Source organism: Providencia sp. TYF-12, from assembly GCF_041344805.1.
GTDB classification, from domain to species: Bacteria; Pseudomonadota; Gammaproteobacteria; order Enterobacterales; family Enterobacteriaceae; genus Providencia; species Providencia huashanensis.
Genome location: NZ_CP166833.1, coordinates 3217462 through 3235930 on the forward strand (window position 1 = coordinate 3217462; position 18469 = coordinate 3235930).

Sequence of the window (18469 nt, forward strand, 5' to 3'; positions counted from 1 at the left end):
GTATGTTTTTAAATTAGGAAGGAATGACTATTTTTGTTAATTACCAAACAGGTAATTCATCTTGTAAGAAAGGGTTGGTTTTGCGTTCAAAACCTAAATTAGACATTGGCCCATGCCCCGGTATAAACTGGTAATCGTCACCTAAAGGCAGTACTTTAGTTTTAATTGATGAGATTAAATCTTGGTGATTACCACGAGGGAAGTCACTGCGACCTACCCCACCCTTAAATAACACATCACCCATTGAAATTAGCTTATCATTGTGATTCACAAAAATAATATGACCGGGTGTATGCCCTGGGCAATGCAACACATCAAATGAAATGCCACCACAAGTGACTGTATCCCCTTCTTCTAGCCAATAGTCAGGCGTAAAATCAGGACATTCCCCTATATAAAACATGGCATTTTGCTCAGCAAGATTTTCAATCCAAAACGCGTCTTCTTTTTGTGGCCCATAAATAGGCACAGAGAAATGTTTGGAAAGTATCGCTGAAGCACCGATATGGTCAGAATGACCGTGGGTAAGCAGAATTTTAGTTAACTTTAGCCCTCGACTTTCAATGGCAGAAATAATTTTTTCTGCCTCACCGCCGGGGTCAACCACAACCGCTTCTAACGTATTTTCATCCCAAATAACCTGACAGTTTTGCATAAATGGTGTTACTGGGATAATAGTATATTTCATCGAGCAATTACTCCGTAATCTGTGTCACCTATGCACAGATTACCACGTTCTTGCTGGCCCTGTATCAATATGTATAAAATTGCTTCTAGGATAATAGCCAACACCACCCGCTTTCATTTTCAGCGCGGCTTTACGAATGTTACTTAACTGTAAACCTTCGATATGGAAATCCATCGCTTGCCCGCGAGTATGGTAACTTTTCTTCGCAACTCCCGAACTTTTACTACGCAATTTATTATTCGTTTCTAAAGAGCGATAACCCGAAATAAGTTGAACTGGTTTGTTAGTTCCCATCATCATTTGTAATAAATAAATTTGGTCAAATAATTTAGGATCAATGGTTTTGACTTTATCGCAGCGGTAATCACGGAAAAAATGATTTAAACGTGCAAGTTCAGATTTGTTATAACGTTGACCGTCAAAAAATTCTGTTTTTAAAGACTCCCCCGTATTAATATTTTGAAAGCGTAAAATACGTGGGCGTGGGGTGGTCATTGCAGCAAATACATGGCTTGGTAATAAACTAAGGCCGACTGTAGCAGCCCCAATTCCCAGCCATTTTCTGCGGGATTGGTCAATAATATCCATAGGTGATAGCTCAGACTCTAATAATTTCAGTAATAATCGATAAAATTTTGACAACCTATTGAGTCTAGCAAAACATTCTTAATTTTAATGTATATTTATGTAAAGATATGCATACTTTAAGGGGATTTGGTTGCTATATTCGTCAAAAATAGCGCTTTGTCACTAAATTCACATGTAATAAGCGAATTACTACGCTTACTTTGCTGCCTTGGTTGATATGAATCGCGATCAGCTCTCTATTATTTACTGCATGATAATAATTAAATGCCTAAAAGCAACGGACCTAATAAGAAATTATGGGAGTTAAACAGAAATACTCGCAAAAAAGGGGGAAATCCCCCTTTCATATTTAAGCTAACATGATGATTAATGCAAAATCTTTTTCAACATTGGCAAATAGTTATCTGCATTATTAATGCTGTTATCATATTGATATATATCCGCTCGATATTGTGGTTGCTGGTCTTTATCAACCCAAGCGGTTTGATAATAAAGAAATACTGGGATCCTATCCGGTATATTCACATAACGGGTCGAACCTTCCTTAAGTGCACCATCAATGCGCTTCCTTTCCCAGCCCGCATCACCTAATAAAATACTTGCAAGCTCACTAGCTTTATTAACTCGTACACACCCAGAACTTATTGCACGTGCGTTGCGATTAAATAGACTATGATTCGGTGTATCATGCAAATAAATTGCATCAGAACTTGGCATGTTAAATTTATAGCGCCCTAATGAATTAGTAGGGCCAGGAGCTTGACGAATTCGATAAGGGAAATTGGCAGGCGTAATATTTTCCCAATCAATGGCATACGGGTCGATTTCATAGGAATCTGCGCCCCACCCCGAATAAACAGTATACCCTTTACGGCTAAAATAACTTGGATCTTGCTTTCCTCTCGGGGCAATATCTTTACGTGCCATGCTAGTCGGTACACTCCAAGGAGGGTTAATCACCACATTATTCAGTGCACTGCTCATGATCGGTGTTTTTCGATCAGCACGTCCAACAATCACTTTTGAGTCTAAAATAACCTCATCATTTAAATAAAAATCTAAGGAATAGCCTGGTATATTGACTAAAATCCCAGTTCCTTGACTTGCTGGAATAATACGCAACCGCTGAATATTTAATGCCATTAATCCTGCTTTTTGTTTTGGCTTCATATTCAGCCAAACACGCGTACCTTTACCGACAACACCATCCGCTTCTAAGCCATACTGTAATTGGAATTTTTTTACCGCATCAACAAGGTCTTGGCTATACACTTTTGATGCCTTACTTATTGGTGTCTCAGCTGTTTTTGCTGGTTCACTGGTTTGTTCAACCGCTTGCTCAGCAACTTGCGCCATCGTTTCAGGGGCTTCAACTTCGCTGCTCTCCATTACTGTTTCACCTTCCAGTAACCCTTCACGTTGCAGAATTTGGCGCAAAATAACCACGTCATCATTTGATTGACCTGGTTTTAATGTTTTAGTCCCCACGATTTCCAAGTCATCTTCAGGCATCGCCAATAACTTCAGCATTTCTTTGCGCATTGGCAAATACATTGGATGGTTAGGGGCTTGCGATTTCACCCAATCACTTAAGCGATTACCTGAAACTGCATCTAACCATGGTTTCATTTGTGCAGAAGTCGGGGCAATAATTTTATAGGGGCGGCTACTATATAACCAATATTGCCCACTGGCTTCAACCGAAGATAAATAGTGTAAATATCCCAACATTGCATCGGACAAAATAACGTCACGACCAAGTTCATTTAATTGGTTATTTTCCAGTATCGCGAGCCACTCGGCAAATTGAGGTTGTACCCCCGCGAGTGCTAATTCGGCCAACTGTTGTTGGAATTGACTAATTGCTGTTTCATCTTGCCACAATAGCTGCATTTGCCGCTCAGCATATAATTTAGCTAATTGTGAAGCAAAAACAGGTTTCACCCCCGAAGGAAGCGAGACTGTTATTTTAGCCAAACTTTCTGCTGGTGTAACTGCCGCGGTAGCTTGTACTTCCTCGACACTTTGCTGCATATTTTCTTCATTTGAAAACGCAGGTATGTGTAATGCCATTAACCCACATATTACTGAGACTTGCAGAGCTTTCACACTTCTCTTTGCCATACATCCACCTTAAGTTACAACATGGATAACAATAGTTTTTATTATTAACGATTTTATTATAGTAAATTCTGGATACTCAAAGTATTCACACATTATACATGGTTAACAGTGCAGCATATCAACTTAAGCATCATTAAGTCAGTATGAACAATATAGGCAGGAATGTTATAGGAAAAAACTAATTCTGTGTTTATTTCTTCTGATTATCAATAAACGTAAGGTAACGATATAAACGGCTAAAACAAATAAAAACCAAGTGTGTTACCGCTTTTTATGCCCCATATGAGTATTTATTCAATTAAAGAATAAAAGGCAAAAAAACATAACATATGCTTTTTTGCCTTAAGTTAGATTAAAAGTGTAACCATGAGGGGGTTAACTAATGATTCCTGTTACCATTCAAAGTTAACAGCGGCATTATAAGTCACGCCTTTAAAGTCATCAGTATTTGTTGCTACACCCGCTTTTACTGCCACACTTTCATCAATACGATAACCTGAACCTAGTGCAAGAGCTGTATTAGATTCATAGCCACCTAACGCCATAGATAGGTTAAAGTGCCCAACATTATAAGGTTGGAATAACCCTGATAAAGCAGCTTGCGAAGCCAACCCACGCTTTAATTCGTTATCTAATGAATCAACACGCTTATCTAACGATGTGACTCTGCTATCTAGCTGATTTAATCTATTATCAACATTTTTATTGATCTGAGATTGGCGGTTATTAACAGCTATTTGGCTATTGTTGAAAGCCATTTGGTTTTTATTAAAAACAGTTTGTTTATTATTGGTTAATTTTTGGTCACTATTAACTTTAGCTTGGTTTTGGTTAATAACATCTTGCTTATCATTAACGACTTTTTGATTTTCATTTACTAATTTTTGGTCGCTATTAACTTTAGCTTGATTTTGGTTAATAACGTCTTGTTTATCATTAACGACTTTTTGGTTTTCATTTACTACTTTTTGTTCTTTATTAATATTAGCTTGCTCAACGTTAGTTATTGCTTGCTTAGAATTAATATCTGCTTGGATTTGATTTAAAACCCCCTGATTTTGGTTGATCAGGGTTTGGTTTTCATTAATCTCTTTCTGATGCTTATTATATCCATCTTGCTTAGCATTATATGCATCTTGTTTAGCTTTATGATCCTGCAAATCTGCATTAACGTTATTTACATTGTTAGCAAGAATATTTTGATTTTCTGATGTTAGTGCTGTACTTGCATGTCCATTATCGCTGCCAATATTGTTATTCCAACCGGCCCAGCTAACATCCGCAACAGATACGTTACTCATCATGGTTGCAGAAACCATAACGGCTAATAAGGTTAATTTATTCATTTTTTGTATTCCAAATTTATTGATTAGTGTTAATTGGCCATCAGAATACAAGCTAACTCCATTACAGAGTATTTCATTTTACATCATTTTTTATATCTAATTAATATGCGCAATAAGGTACACCCTTAATTATCTCTTTCCCATCCAACTTTCTTTTATACAAAATTATTAATAATTAATGCGCTAAAGAATAAAAATACAATGAACTGACTAACCTTGGCACTCAGGTTACATTTTTATGTTGTTTAACATTAAGAAAAACCAAAACAAACAAATAAATCAACCAATTAAAACACCAATTTAGAGTTTTTGTGAGACTCCATCAGCATAAATAAGAAATAAACAGATAAAAAATTTCCAATCCGTTGTAAAACTGCCAAATACCCCTATATAGAAACAGTTAATTATCCTTATCCATAATTAGTTATTATATCGATATAACTATAAGTATTTTTCATGCAAAGTTTTACCTAAATTAAATTCATTACGAGAGTTAGTTATACTTCATTAATTTTTGTTACATTCTATATGCGTTAATCGTAAAAATATACTTTCCCTAAGCAGTTTCTCTCGCTATCACTATTAAGCTACCCATTAAAATACTGTGCTTTTATGTTTAAAACACAGATATCCCTTCAGTTAGAAGAAGGGATATCAAATACAAAAAAGCCGATACTTATTACTAAGTATCGGCTTTAAATGCATTTAAGTTATCTATTACTACAAGGCCGGTTCTTGAACACTAGCACTGTCTTGGCCAAAACCTTTTAAGCCAACCACATGCACATGCTCATGGTTGCCTATCACCTTACGAACTAGCTTATAAGTTGTCCCTTTCTCAGGGCTTATATTCTCTGGTGCTGCAATTATTAACTGCATTTCTAACCTATCACACAATTCGAATAGGGTTGCTATCGATTTAGCATCTAATCGAGCGGCTTCATCTAAGAATAATAGACGACAAGGAATAATATCTTTTGCACGTAAACGACGGGATTCTTCTTCCCAGCTTTGTACCACCATCACCAGAATTGACATCCCTGTACCAATAGCTTCACCCGTTGATAGCGCACCACTCTCTGCTTTCAGCCAGCCATCTGAGCCACGGTTAACCTCAACATCTAGCTCTAAATAATTACGATAATCGAGTAATTCCTCACCAATGGTTTGCGGTAAACGCTGGCCAACATCCACTTGTGGGTTAAGGCGTTGATACAGTTTTGCCATCGCTTCAGAGAATGTCAGGCGCTGGCTAGTAAATAAGTCTTGATGCATTTCACTTTCTTCAGACAGGACACTGAGTAACAGCGCATGGCTTTCACGAATATTTACATTAAGACGAACGCCTTTCACTTGGCCAAACGCAACAGCTTGTAACCCTTGGTTTAACATGCGGATACGATTTTGTTCGCGTTGGATTGTTTTGCGAATAATATTCGCCACACTTTTCGAGCTAATCGCTAATTTTTGTTCACGAGCGGTTAATTCTTCCGTTAAACGACCCAACTCAATTTCCATTTGCTCAATCGCATCAATCGGGTCATCCGTACGAATAATATCTTGGCGAATTCGTTCGCGTAAGTGTTGATACACTGCAATAAAGAACTTAATTTTGCGTTCTGGGTATTTTGGATCTTCAGATAAACGTAGCACATCACGTAAATGTTCGTTATCTGCCACCGCAAGGCGTAGCGCCCCTAATGCTTTATCCGACATAGAGCGTAAACTGTCACCATCAGTATAAGCAAGTTCACGGCGGTGCAAACGGCGCTCAACACCATTGTCTTTCACCAAACGCATTACAGCACACCAACCTGCTTTCGCAGAAACCACTTGTTCACGTAATAGATAATAATCTTTTTCTAACTTACGTAGGCGTTTTTGTAAGTTATCCATTTCAGCTTCACATAAGGTTAGCTGTTTTTCTAACTGATTAATACGGCTACGGTTCTCCATCACTCGTTGGTGTAATTCATCACGACGAATGCGTGCACGCTCTTGTGCGTCAGGGTCAGCTTTTACACCAATCTCCTGCATTTCGGCTTCTAGCTCTTTCAGCATTTCTTGCTTAGTTTCAAAAGAGCTACGTAACGAAGCCAATACTTGATGGTATTGCGCACTCTGCGATTGCTGCTGACGTAGTTGCTCACGGGCTCGAGCTCGCTCGGTTTCTGCCTGTTCCAAACGCTGACGCAATTTTTCATTCAAATCACTATTTTCACTAACCATCCCCGTAGAGTCACTGTAACTAAAGTGAGCCCGACGTTGAACCACTTCAACCAATGCAAAAGCCTGCTGTTTTGCATTCTGTTGAGTGTGCTTCGCGAGTTCGTAATCTTTGCGTAGCTGGTCATGTTGCTCAGGGTCACTGAGTAATACCGTTACAATCGGCTCTAATTTTTCTAATGTACTTCCATGTTTATTGAGGAAATGCGCCGCTTCTTCAGCTTCTGATAGTTCCTCATTGATTTCTTCAACCCTATCCACCAGTGTTTCATCAAGTAACAAGCCCATCTGTGGTAACAAACGGTTAAGTGCCGTTAAACTTTCTTTTCCTTGAGCAAATTGTTGGCGCTGTTGTTGGGTTTGTTCTTCAAATTGCGCTAAAGCTCTTTCTAGTTCTGTTCGTTTTTGATTAAGTGTACGGATTTCAGCTTCTGGGTCTGCCTCGAAAGCGACAGAAATGTGCTGACCGATAAAACGACTGAATGCTTGATGTGAACGTTGAATTTTTTGTACATCAAATGACAATGTCGCATAGCGTTCGGCGAGCTCATCACGCTCAGCTGATAATGACTCTAAATGGCTTTCACGCGCTGCTCGCCCAAATAAAGGAAGCTCAGGATAACGCGAATAACGCCACTGCCGCTCAGAAGAGCGAACTAATACGGCTTGTTCAAATTCTTGGGCATCAAAAACGCTATCATCAAAGGAAGAAGGGTCCCCTTCGATAAAATACACATCATCAGGGCAGTCTTGTAAAGTTTCTAACTGGCTACGAACAGCTGATAAATCCTGTACGACAATACCGTGACGAGCAGGACCATATAATGCTGAGAAATAAGCCGCATCTTCAATAGTAATGTCATCATAAATTTCAGACAGTAATACCCCGTTGAAACGTTCCGCCAATGCAAGCATCCGGCTATCTTCTGCACCACTTGGCTGACTTAAACGCTCTATTTGTTTCTCAAGGTCGCGCCGCTGCGCTGCAATCTCATCGCGCTCAACCGTGATTTCCCTTTCTTGTTCAAGCAACTGCTGCATAAATTCAGTTACAGCAGTACTCGATGCAAAAACTTCACCTGATTGTTCATTCAATTGAGTTAATGCTTCTTGAGCAATGATCCATGCAGGTGCTTTAGAAGATAACTGTTGGATACGCTGGCGAATTTGTTCCAATTCTTGGCGCATTTGCATGCGCCTTTCGCCACTTTCGTTTACACCAACACTTAATTCTTCTTGTTGCGCTTCTAACTCAGCCATTAACGCATCAAGTTCATCAGGCTCATAGCTTTGACCGTGGCGTTTACAAAACTCTGTCAACATACGCTCTGCATTCTGCTGGCTATTTAGGCGTTGTTGTAATTCAGAGAGTTGCATGCGTAACGGTTGTACACGTTCAGCTAAATGCTGTTGTGATGACCAATCCCGTAATAGAGCACGTGCTTGTTGGTATGCATCACTGCGACTTACCTCACCTACCATATTTTTAACTAATTGATAGGCTTGCTCAAATTGGCTATGTGCTGCATCAGCAACACTCATTTTTTGTTCAAGGGCCAATAACGACTCTGTCGCTTGCTGTTCCCGAGCCTCAAATGTATCTAACCATTCATCTGCATTATCAATTGATAATTCAGGAAGCTGACACAAATCACGAGCTCGAGTTAATGCATGTAACGCTTGTTGGTATTGGATAGCACGAGTTTGCTGTACATCTAATGCTTGTTGGTAGTCCGCTAATTGGTTTTTTAGCTCATCAACCTCTATCTCAGCGGCTTGGGCACGAGCTTCATATTCGTCTTGTGTTTCTGTTGCTTCTGCAACAACTTCGCTTTGCTCTTCAAGGCGATAAGTCAGCTCTTCAATATCAGCTTGATAACGGTCTATTTTTTCTTGCTGACGTAGCGCTGCTTGCACTAAATTCAAATGGTCATTGGCCGCTTGGTAATCAGCTTCCAATTCTGTTGAAGCGCTATTTTGCTCATTTAGTTCGCGTGCCATTTCTACACTACGAACTTGCTCTATGCGCAGTTGTTTACGACTAGCGAATAACTCATTACGTGCAGCTAAAGCGGCATCTAAATGGATACGCCTTTCATTGGAATGACGCATATAATCCGCTGATACATAATCCGTTGCTTGGCTAATTAAATGTTTAAACAAGTCGCGGTCAGATTGTGTAACGCGAATGGCTTCCAACGTTAAGCGGTTTTCACGCAATGCAGCTTCCATATCTTGGAAGGCTTTACGAACGCCACCATTTTCAGGCAATAAGTAATCACGTAATGAACGCGTAATCGCGCTGGAAATCCCACCGTATAATGACGCTTCAATAAGCCGATAATATTTGCTTCGATCACTCGCTGAGCGTAAACGTTTTGGCAAGACACCTAATTCAAATAGAACCGAATGGTAATCTGTAATTGAGTTAAATTGCTTGAACAAAATCCCTTCTTGCTCTTCAAGGCGTTCTTTTAACTCATTCAGTGGGATCACTTTGGCTTGGCGACCATCAATCACTTCTGTCAATATTTCAGTCGGAACCGTTGCCAATGGAATGCCTTGCACCATGAAAGGCTTAATATCAACTTTTTTATCACGCCCAGCAACTTGCTGTAAGCGCACACCCACCATGACGCGCTGATGTTTAGAGTTTAAAACATCTAAAATGGCATAGCAGACTCCAGGACGTAATTTCCCATGTAACCCTTTGTCCCGTGACCCTGAGGTAGCACCGGCTTCAGTGGTATTACGGAAGTGGAGTAAGGTTAAATCTGGGATCATGGCAGTAATAAAAGCAGCCATCGTTGTCGATTTACCCGCACCATTACCACCAGATAAAGTGGTGACTAACTCGTCAAGGTCAAAAGTACGAGCAAAAAAACCGTTCCAATTCACCAGCGTCAGTGAGCGAAATTTTCCGCGTTCAATCATTATTCTTCATCCTCATCACTTTCTGCCGGTTCTTGACTATCTTCGACATTCTCTTCTTCACTGTCTTTTAGTGAGAGTTCACCTTCGAGAGAGATAGCTTCGCCATCACGGATCATACGTAACTGAGCGTCTTGCGGGTTATCACCACTGCGTACATCTGCACCAAAACGGAACACAGATTCACTAATAATAAATTTACTCGGGTCATTTTGCAGAAAATGCACCATCCCTAAACGACGTAGACGGTTTAATGATGTTCTTAATTTTTCCTGCAATTTTTGTTTATCAAGGTCAGAACCCGTAGAACGCTGATTAACAAATTTAAGCAGTTTATTTTCATCCGCTAAAGAGAGTAATTCTTCAAAAAGCTCTTGAGAGGTAAAGATACCTTGATTACTTAAACGCTCAGGGCTGAGGTAGAGATAACACAGAATTTTGCCAACCATCATATCCAATTCAGATAGGACTGAGCGTGGGATCAACGTGGTCGAACGCGGGCGTAAATAGAAAAACCCTTCAGGTGCACGAATTAGCTCAACATTATACCGTGAGTAAAATTGCTCCAATGCTTCCTGAAAATCCATCAAAAATGCGTGGTTATCAAGGTCATCAATACTAATATGCCGACCTGAACGCAATTGGCTGTCTAGCTCTGGGAAAATAGGGTTAGCTAATGCTTGAGCCAGTTTTACTGGCATAAATTGTTCAATATTTGTCGATGACATGTGCCTGTACCTTGGCTCCGTAATCATTAATAGCTTGCCATTCTGCCGGTAACCCCGCCAAATCAGCCTCTGCAATGCCTAGTCTTACCGCCTGATCAATAATAATTCGAGCGACATCAAAATGACGTTTTTGTGGATATTGCTGCAAGTACCCCTGTAATACACGACCAACGTCTAATGGACGCTGCTCTGTTTTATAGATGGCAAGTTCCACTTCCATTAACTCGGCTAGTTTATCATTGAGCTCACTAAACTCTTCAAATTCAAGCTCTGGAGGCAATTCACCCGTTACCTCTTCATCATGTAATGTGAGCTCTTCATCTCGCATATCGAATAACCGGTCTGCGTTGGTATAAGTAAGAGCCCAAGGGCTATCGAGATAATGTTGAACGGACTGACGTAACCGTTGTGAAAAGATCCTGTTTTTATCCATATCTATCGCTGTACGGATAAATTTATGGACGTGACGGTCATAGCCTATCCATAAATCGATAGATTGCTGCCCCCAACTGACGATACGGTCTAATTTATTTTGTAAGTCAAAAACCAGTCTATCCACCATTTCAGAAAAAGCAGGTGCATTCATATTCGCTTCTTGAATACGCAATAAATTGGCTTGTAGTTTATCCCCTGCGGCTTCTAACGTGTCTTGCAGCTCACGCAAAGTACCGGATGTTTCTGATAATAATTGCTCACAGTTTGCGATGGCCGCCTGCCAATCTTGGTTTAACAAGGCAGCAATATCTTCTTTAACAGTATTTTGCTGCTCATCCATGATACGTTGGGATAAATCGATGCTATCAAAAATTTCAGCGACTGAATATTTTAATGGAGCAAAAACATAACGATGCCAATAAAATTCATCACCGCCTTCTTCTGCTGCTTCAGCCGCTCTTTGCAGCTCACTGGCAACTATCGAAAGCTGCATGGAAAGTCTTAATGTGGAAAATTCTCGCTGGCGTATATAATAATCGCTGATGCCAATCCCCAATGGGGTCAGACGATAAATGGCATTGCCTTCAACAATATCACTGGCGAAACGGTTAAATATCTTTTGGCGCACCATATCATTGATGGCATTATTTGCCCTCACCGCCAAAGATTCCGTTGTCTGTTCAAAACCTTTGCAAACTTCACGAAAGGCGTCAACCAGTTCCCCTTCACTCATTTCGCCATTCACTCTTTCACTGTTTAATACTGCCACCGCCAGCAAAAATGCCAAACGCTCAGCAGGGAGTGAAATCGCAAAATCATTTTTTCGTGCCCAAGACACAAGTTCAGGGACGGTCTGGGAAAAATCACTCATAAATCGTCCTTTTGTATTTGTTTGCGTGCCATGACATGAATATAACGCCCCATACTAAGATAGGGTTCTTCACGACAATATTGTTGCTCTAACGCTAACAATGCAGGAAAATCTTTTTGCTGTAATTGCCTACTTTGCAGATAGTCATGGAAAACTCTGACGCCACTTTTAGCTAAGATGCCCATACCACACCCCCTTAACCACTCATCAACTTGCTGAGGAAATAAAGGTTTCTGTGGCGATAACGAGCGTTTACGACGCCGCTGAATATGCGGGGTTGCCAAATGAAAGTTCCCCAAAATCGCATTACGCATGACTAAGCCATTTGCATTATAGAACATGACAGAAAATACGCCTTCTGGTCTGATTATATCTGCCAGTTGTTCAATTGCATATTTTTGATCGCTAATCCATTCAAGAACAGCATGGAATAAAACAAGGTCAACGGGCTCATTAATATGTTGGGAAATATCTTGCACCGCGCAGTGAACAAAGCGAATGTTATCGCTAATCCCTTGTTCTTTTGCAAGCTCACTGGCTCGTTCCAACATTTCTTCGGATAAATCGCAAAGTATAACTTGATGGCCCATAGCAGCAAGTTTACGTGAAAAATGCCCTTCACCTCCACCTGCATCAAGTATTTTTAAGGTTTTCCCCTTAAATTGGCTATCTAATATATGCGTTAAATCTTGCCAAACCACCGCTTCACGTATTTTTCCTTTTGTCGTGCCGTAGATATTTTTTGCAAATTTATCGACAATATCATCAAAGTTGCGGTCTGCCATGTGCTATCCGGTTGCCTATCATTGTTCATTAACTAAGTTTTATGGGCCAATTAGTCGCAAAAACCGCCAATGTAGTCTATTTTCATCTTGAACTTAATGAAATTAAGCTAAATTGAGAATACTATCACTGAGTATTGTGCTTATCACACCAGATGTGGGCGACAATTGAAACATGAATTATAACAGATAATAGCGATATTTTTGCATTGTACTTTATTTTGCTCAGTGAATTTCATTTTGACATCATTGAAGGCGATTTTCGCTATTTTTATGTTGAAAAAGTGGTTATATGACGCTTTTTCAAGGGTAGTTCCACAACCAAAATTGATTGATAACCCTTAAGAATAGGCTTAGTTATGTTATTTTTTTTAAAAAAATATATTGGTTCCCTTTTGATGCCACTGCCATTATTGCTCATCATTGGGTTTATCGGGTTAATTTTACTCTGGTTCACTCGCTGGCAACGATGCGGAAAAACATTTACTAGCCTGAGCTTAATACTCCTAGCAGTGCTCGGATTACAGCCTGTTTCAGATAGCTTGCTCGCGCCTGTAGAAGGCCAATATAATAAGCGATATGAATTGATCACTGAAACACCACCGCAAAATATACAGTATATCGTGGTATTAGGAGGTGGGTTTACTTACAACCCAGATTGGAGCCCAAGCTCTAACTTATTGAATAACAGCCTACCAAGAGTAACTGAAGGCGTCCGATTATATTTAAAACACCCAGGCAGTAAGCTTATCTTTACTGGAGGGAAAGCGAGCAGCACCATAAGCAGTGCAGAAGTTGCGGCACAAGTAGCTCAGTCTTTAGGTGTACCCGCACAAGATACAATCCCTCTTACAGAGCCTAAAGATACCCAAGAAGAAGCCTTTGAGGTTGAGAAAATTATTGGGAAATCGCCTTTCTTATTAGTCACTTCAGCCAACCATTTGCCTCGGGCGATAACCATGTTTACAGACAGAGGCATGCAACCATTCCCTGCTCCCGCAAATCAACTTGTTATTACTAGCGGCATTAACCCATGGGAGAAATACATCCCTTCAGCATATTACTTCGGTCACAGTGAACGAGCGTGGTATGAATTTCTTGGGACGATTTGGTGGCACCTAAAGCCTGATAATACACAATCAATAGACTCCTCGTTGCCAACTCCAGAAGCAACCGTCGCCGAATGAAAACAAAAAGGTGTAACCTATACAGATTACACCTTTTGTTGAATACCAAGAGAACAAACAAGATGCTACCTCTTGGGCTTACTGAATAATATTTTAATTACAATAGAAATTGCTTTCTGACAGCATCAAGATCTGCTTGGGTATCAACACCCGCCCCTGGTGTTGTTTTAGCTACATCCACATGAATTTTCTCACCATACCAAAGCACCCGAAGCTGCTCAAGCATCTCGATTTTTTCTAATGGACTAGCTTCCCAACTAACATAACGGCGGATAAACCCAGCGCGATAGGCGTAAATACCAATATGACGTAAAAACGTGTCACCAATGACATCATGACTTTTAGCAAAACCGTCTCTGTCCCAAGGAATAGTTGCACGAGAAAAGTACAACGCATAGCCACCTTGATCAGTAACCACTTTCACTGCATTGGGGTTAAACGCCTCATGAGCATCACGAATAGGCACGGCCAGCGTACCCATTCCAGCTTGACTTCCCTTAAGATTATTTGCTACTTGGCTAATAATTTCAGGTGGAATTAAAGGCTCATCCCCTTGCACATTCACAATGATTTCATCATCAGAAAAGCCGTAAGTATCGATAACTTCTGCTAACCGCTCAGTGCCAGACTGGTGCTCGGGGTTGGTCATACAAGCCTCACCCCCAGCTTCAATCACGGCTTTAGCCACATCAGGATGATCTGTCGCCACAATGACTCGACTAGCCCCTGATTTAATCGCTTGTTCCATCACCCTAACGACCATTGGCTTGCCATGAATATCAGCTAAAGGTTTACCCGGCAAACGGGTCGATGCATAACGAGCAGGAATAATAACCGTAAACATGGCGATTATTTTCCTTCATCTAATGAGACTTGGCGTGCTTCATTTTCGAGTAATACAGGGATGCCATCACGAATTGGATAGGCTAAGTGATCAAACTTGCAGATAAGCTCGAGGTTTTCTTTGTTATAGCTTAATTTGCCATGACATATAGGGCAGGCAATGATTTCAAGTAAACGGTGATCCATGTTTTCTCCCGAATGGATTTTAACTCACTTGGAGTCAGGATATCACATGCAGATATCACCGTTAACTTTAATCTTTCTGAATAAGATCTCCTGCGTGAGATGAGAGGATAAAAGCAGGAGAATTTGTTCTGTTAATTGTTTAGTAGTTACTTCTAGTAAGCAATAACGTCTGCTGCCGTTATGCCATCCGAATTACGAGTAACAGAGAACTCAACGTTTTGACCTTCAAATAATGATTTGATTTTTTTATTAGCGATTGATTTTGTTGTCACAAATACATCATCTCCACCATTGAATGGTGAAATAAAACCGTAACCTTCTTTTGCGTCAAACCATTTAACTCGACCCATATGTAATTGAAAATTCATATTAAAACTCCTTTTGTTCTGAGAACAATATTTTTTTTATCTTTGTATCATTACTCTTTCTTGCGTCCCATTTATAAATTGCCGATCTATTAATACATCAAAGAGTAAATACACTTTTACCAATTTATGCACATAAATAATTGTGCATTTACTATAACGCCCGTAAATATAGATTTCAGATATCACTCATCCACTGTGAAGTTAACAGCCTAATTTGACATTATGATGACAAAACTTAGAAGTAACGACCCAATAATGTAGATTGTGCGAGGATATGAAGACTAACTAAAGAACGCGGCGTGAAATTCAAGCTAGTATAAAATCCAATTATTAATGTATTGCATCTAGATACATAATAAGTAGATCTATATCACATTGGCGATATTATTATCATAGTGAAACGTTAGTGGCAAGTTTTTTTGTTATTTGTGATAAGTTTTTTTATTTCGCTTAAAATTTTATCTGCACCACGATGTTGGAGCTGAGCTTGAACAGGAAGGAACCACCAGTTAGGTTGAGCAAATTCGCGGCATTTTACTGCATCTTTCTCCGTCATTAATAAAGACTGATGGGGTTTAACTAAAGACATTAACTGTTGTTGTTCATACGATTGGTGATCGGCAAAAGCTTGGCTTCCCTCTAATACAACCCCTTTACCCTGTAAAGAATTAAAAAAACGTGTGGGGTGACCAATTCCTGCCATTGCCACTACCGACTCTAGCTCCGTAACGGGTTGTTTTTTTAAGCTCACAAGGTTAATTGCGCTATCCCCCTCTAGGGTCATTAGCACTTCATTTCCTTGGGGATTACCACCATTAACTATAGATGCATTAACAGTTTTTAAACGCCCAATTCTTTCACGCATAGGCCCAGCAGGAAGCCACCAGCCATTACCAAAACGACGTTGCCCATCAATGACGACTATCTCATAGTCACGTTGCAGTGCGTAGTGTTGTAGCCCGTCATCGGTGATGATGACATCTAATTCGTATGCCTGAAGCAGGGCTTTAACTGCATCGCTACGCTTAGGGGCTACAGCAACAGGCGCCTTTGTGCGATGAAATATCAATACAGGTTCATCCCCTGCAACTTGTGTGGTAGTCGCCTCATTAAGTACTAATGGGTAATTCTCTGACTTACCGCCATAGCCTCTAGAAACGACCCCCACCCGATAACCTGCATTAGTTAATGATTCAACTAACCAAATGACTACGGGCGTTTTACCATTTCCACCCGCAGTTAGGTTCCCTACTACGACCACCGGAACCGGTGCTTTCCATGAACGAAATAGCCCAACTTTATATGCCATATGCCGAATTACTGTTATCAGCCCATAAAGGAAAGATAACGGCAATAACAAAATATATAGCCAAGATTTGCCAGACCAAATACGCTCTATCATTGTTTAAATTGGATTCTATGTAATTGAGAATACGCGCCATCTTGCGCTAATAAAGATGCATGATTACCACGCTCAATAATCTTGCCATCTTGTACCACTAAGATTTCATCGGCGTTCTCTATCGTTGATAACCTATGAGCAATCACTAAAGATGTCCTATTCTTTTGTAGTTCATCAAGTGCAGCTTGAATTGCACGTTCAGACTCAGTATCTAAAGCAGAGGTTGCTTCATCAAGAATAAGGATTGGGGCATCACGTAACAATGCGCGAGCTATCGCTATCCGCTGGCGCTGACCACCTGAAAGCATGACCCCATTTTCACCGATAACCGTATCTAAGCCTTTATCAAGCTTGGCAATAAAGTCCATTGCGTAAGCCATCTCTGCTGCTTTTTCAATTTGCTCACGGCTGTAGTTGCCATCTGTTGCATAGGCAATATTATTGGCTATCGTATCGTTAAATAAGTAAACATGCTGTGAAACTAAAGCAACTTGGTTCCGTAACGAAGCTAAGGTGTATTCGCGAATGTCATGACCATCTATCTGGATCATTCCTTCATCAATGTCATAAAAACGCGTAATTAAATTAGCAATAGTAGACTTACCTGAACCTGAACGCCCGACCAGAGCAACTGATTTCCCCGCAGGTAACGTAAATGAAATATCGTCTAACGCAGGATGCTCTTTGGTTTCATAGGTAAAAGTAACATGTTCAAATTTGATGTCACCTTTTACCTCTTTTAATACTTTCGTCCCATTATCTTTTTCTTGTTCAGTATCTAAGATAGCAAACAAGGTTTGGCAAGCAGCCATACCGCGCTGAAATTGAGAGTTAACATTAGTGAGGGATTTTAAAGGCCGCATTAATGCAAACATAGATGAAAATACAACGGCAATGGTACCTGATGTTAATTCATCGCGAATTTCGGGAAAGCTCGCAGCGTACAATACAAATGCCAATGCGAATGAAGCAATAAGTTGAACAATCGGGTCTGAAATTGCTGATGCGGTTACCATTTTCATATTTTGGCGACGCATGTTATTGCTTACCTTGTTAAAACGCTCAGTTTCAACTTTCTGCCCACCAAAAATTAAAACTTCTTTATGCCCTTTTAACATTTGCTCTGCGCTAGCAGTAACATGCCCCATCCCCGTTTGCATATTTTTACTGATTTTACGAAAACGTTTAGAGACAATGCGAATAGTCACAGAAACAACTGGGGCAATAACAATTAATATCAGAGATAGTTGCCAGCTGTAATAAAACATCATGGCAAACAACCCGATAATATAGGCGCTTTCACGTATAATAGTAATTAATGCACCTGAGGAAGAGGAAGCAACCTGCTCTGAGTCATAAGTAATTCTCGATAATAATGTCCCTGTTGACTGCTGGTCAAAAAAGCTAACAGGCATTCCCATCATATGACCAAACAATTTACGGCGCATATTCATAACGACTTTGCCCGCGACCCATGAAACACAATAGGTTGAAACAAAGCTAGAACTACCACGAACGACCATAAGACCTAACACCGCAAGCGGAAGCCATTTTAAAACATCGTTGTCGGCTTTATCGAAGCCTTCATCTAACAAGGGTTTTAACAAAGAAATCATAAACGCATCACCTGCGGCGTTAATGATAAGTGCTATTGCTGCTACAATTAAACCCGCTTTAAAAGGCGCAATAATTGGCCACAAGCGGCGAAAAGTTTGTTTTGTCGAAAGGTCTTTATCATTCATACTTTTAATTACCAGACTTAAT

General features: G+C 40.1%; 14 protein-coding genes. 1 reads left to right on the forward strand and 13 read right to left on the reverse strand.

All coding sequences use genetic code 11. From position 1 onward, the window contains the following. Nucleotides 1-40 precede the first annotated feature (40 nt). The 8 genes from ABE954_RS14790 to cmoM all read right to left on the reverse strand — a co-directional run bounded on the left by ABE954_RS14790 (nucleotide 41) and on the right by cmoM (nucleotide 12722). Nucleotides 41-688: an MBL fold metallo-hydrolase gene (locus ABE954_RS14790; protein WP_071547892.1), complete on the reverse strand. Its 648-nt coding sequence runs from the start codon at nucleotides 686-688 to the stop codon at nucleotides 41-43. Between the two features lie 39 nt (nucleotides 689-727). After that, nucleotides 728-1276, reverse strand: a complete 549-nt coding sequence (locus ABE954_RS14795; protein ID WP_042846461.1) for a YcbK family protein — start codon at nucleotides 1274-1276, stop codon at nucleotides 728-730. Between the two features lie 366 nt (nucleotides 1277-1642). Continuing rightward, nucleotides 1643-3400: a L,D-transpeptidase gene (ldtD, locus tag ABE954_RS14800; protein ID WP_166686781.1), complete on the reverse strand. Its 1758-nt coding sequence runs from the start codon at nucleotides 3398-3400 to the stop codon at nucleotides 1643-1645. 392 nt (nucleotides 3401-3792) lie between these two features. After that, on the reverse strand, nucleotides 3793-4746 hold the full coding sequence (locus tag ABE954_RS14805; protein ID WP_145927298.1) for a YadA C-terminal domain-containing protein: 954 nt from the start codon (nucleotides 4744-4746) through the stop codon (nucleotides 3793-3795). A gap of 720 nt (nucleotides 4747-5466) precedes the next feature. Further along, nucleotides 5467-9906 carry a chromosome partition protein MukB gene (gene mukB, locus ABE954_RS14810; protein WP_371025534.1) on the reverse strand — a complete coding sequence of 1480 codons (4440 nt, stop codon included), beginning with the start codon at nucleotides 9904-9906 and terminating at the stop codon, nucleotides 5467-5469. Further along, complete coding sequence (mukE, locus tag ABE954_RS14815) at nucleotides 9906-10631, reverse strand: chromosome partition protein MukE (protein ID WP_042846466.1); 726 nt, start codon at nucleotides 10629-10631, stop codon at nucleotides 9906-9908. Before mukE ends, mukB begins: the two co-directional genes overlap by 1 nt. Then, a complete protein-coding gene (gene mukF, locus ABE954_RS14820) occupies nucleotides 10612-11937 on the reverse strand; it encodes a chromosome partition protein MukF (protein WP_042846467.1) in 1326 nt (441 codons plus the stop codon). Before mukF ends, mukE begins: the two co-directional genes overlap by 20 nt. Continuing rightward, a complete protein-coding gene (gene cmoM / locus ABE954_RS14825; RefSeq protein WP_048606597.1) occupies nucleotides 11934-12722 on the reverse strand; it encodes a tRNA uridine 5-oxyacetic acid(34) methyltransferase CmoM in 789 nt (262 codons plus the stop codon). The genes mukF and cmoM overlap by 4 nt, the downstream gene beginning before the upstream one ends. 356 nt (nucleotides 12723-13078) lie before the next feature. Between cmoM and elyC the strand changes: the two genes are divergently transcribed. Continuing rightward, entirely contained in the window at nucleotides 13079-13906 is an 828-nt protein-coding gene (gene elyC, locus ABE954_RS14830) for an envelope biogenesis factor ElyC (protein ID WP_042846469.1), read from the forward strand. Between the two features lie 97 nt (nucleotides 13907-14003). On the opposite strand, the gene kdsB is transcribed toward elyC, so the two are convergent. The 5 genes from kdsB to msbA all read right to left on the reverse strand — a co-directional run bounded on the left by kdsB (nucleotide 14004) and on the right by msbA (nucleotide 18447). Then, nucleotides 14004-14750, reverse strand: coding sequence for a 3-deoxy-manno-octulosonate cytidylyltransferase (gene kdsB / locus ABE954_RS14835; RefSeq protein WP_042846470.1), 747 nt, complete (start codon nucleotides 14748-14750; stop codon nucleotides 14004-14006). 5 nt (nucleotides 14751-14755) lie between these two features. After that, a complete protein-coding gene (locus ABE954_RS14840; protein ID WP_042846471.1) occupies nucleotides 14756-14935 on the reverse strand; it encodes a Trm112 family protein in 180 nt (59 codons plus the stop codon). 152 nt (nucleotides 14936-15087) lie between these two features. Beyond that, nucleotides 15088-15303, reverse strand: a complete 216-nt coding sequence (locus ABE954_RS14845) for a cold-shock protein (RefSeq protein ID WP_004256206.1) — start codon at nucleotides 15301-15303, stop codon at nucleotides 15088-15090. Between the two features lie 403 nt (nucleotides 15304-15706). After that, complete coding sequence (gene lpxK / locus ABE954_RS14850; RefSeq protein WP_042846472.1) at nucleotides 15707-16705, reverse strand: tetraacyldisaccharide 4'-kinase; 999 nt, start codon at nucleotides 16703-16705, stop codon at nucleotides 15707-15709. Beyond that, the gene (gene msbA / locus ABE954_RS14855; RefSeq protein ID WP_131680713.1) at nucleotides 16702-18447 is read right to left on the reverse strand and encodes a lipid A ABC transporter ATP-binding protein/permease MsbA; all 1746 of its coding nucleotides are present in this window, start codon (nucleotides 18445-18447) and stop codon (nucleotides 16702-16704) included. Before msbA ends, lpxK begins: the two co-directional genes overlap by 4 nt. Nucleotides 18448-18469 lie beyond the last annotated feature (22 nt).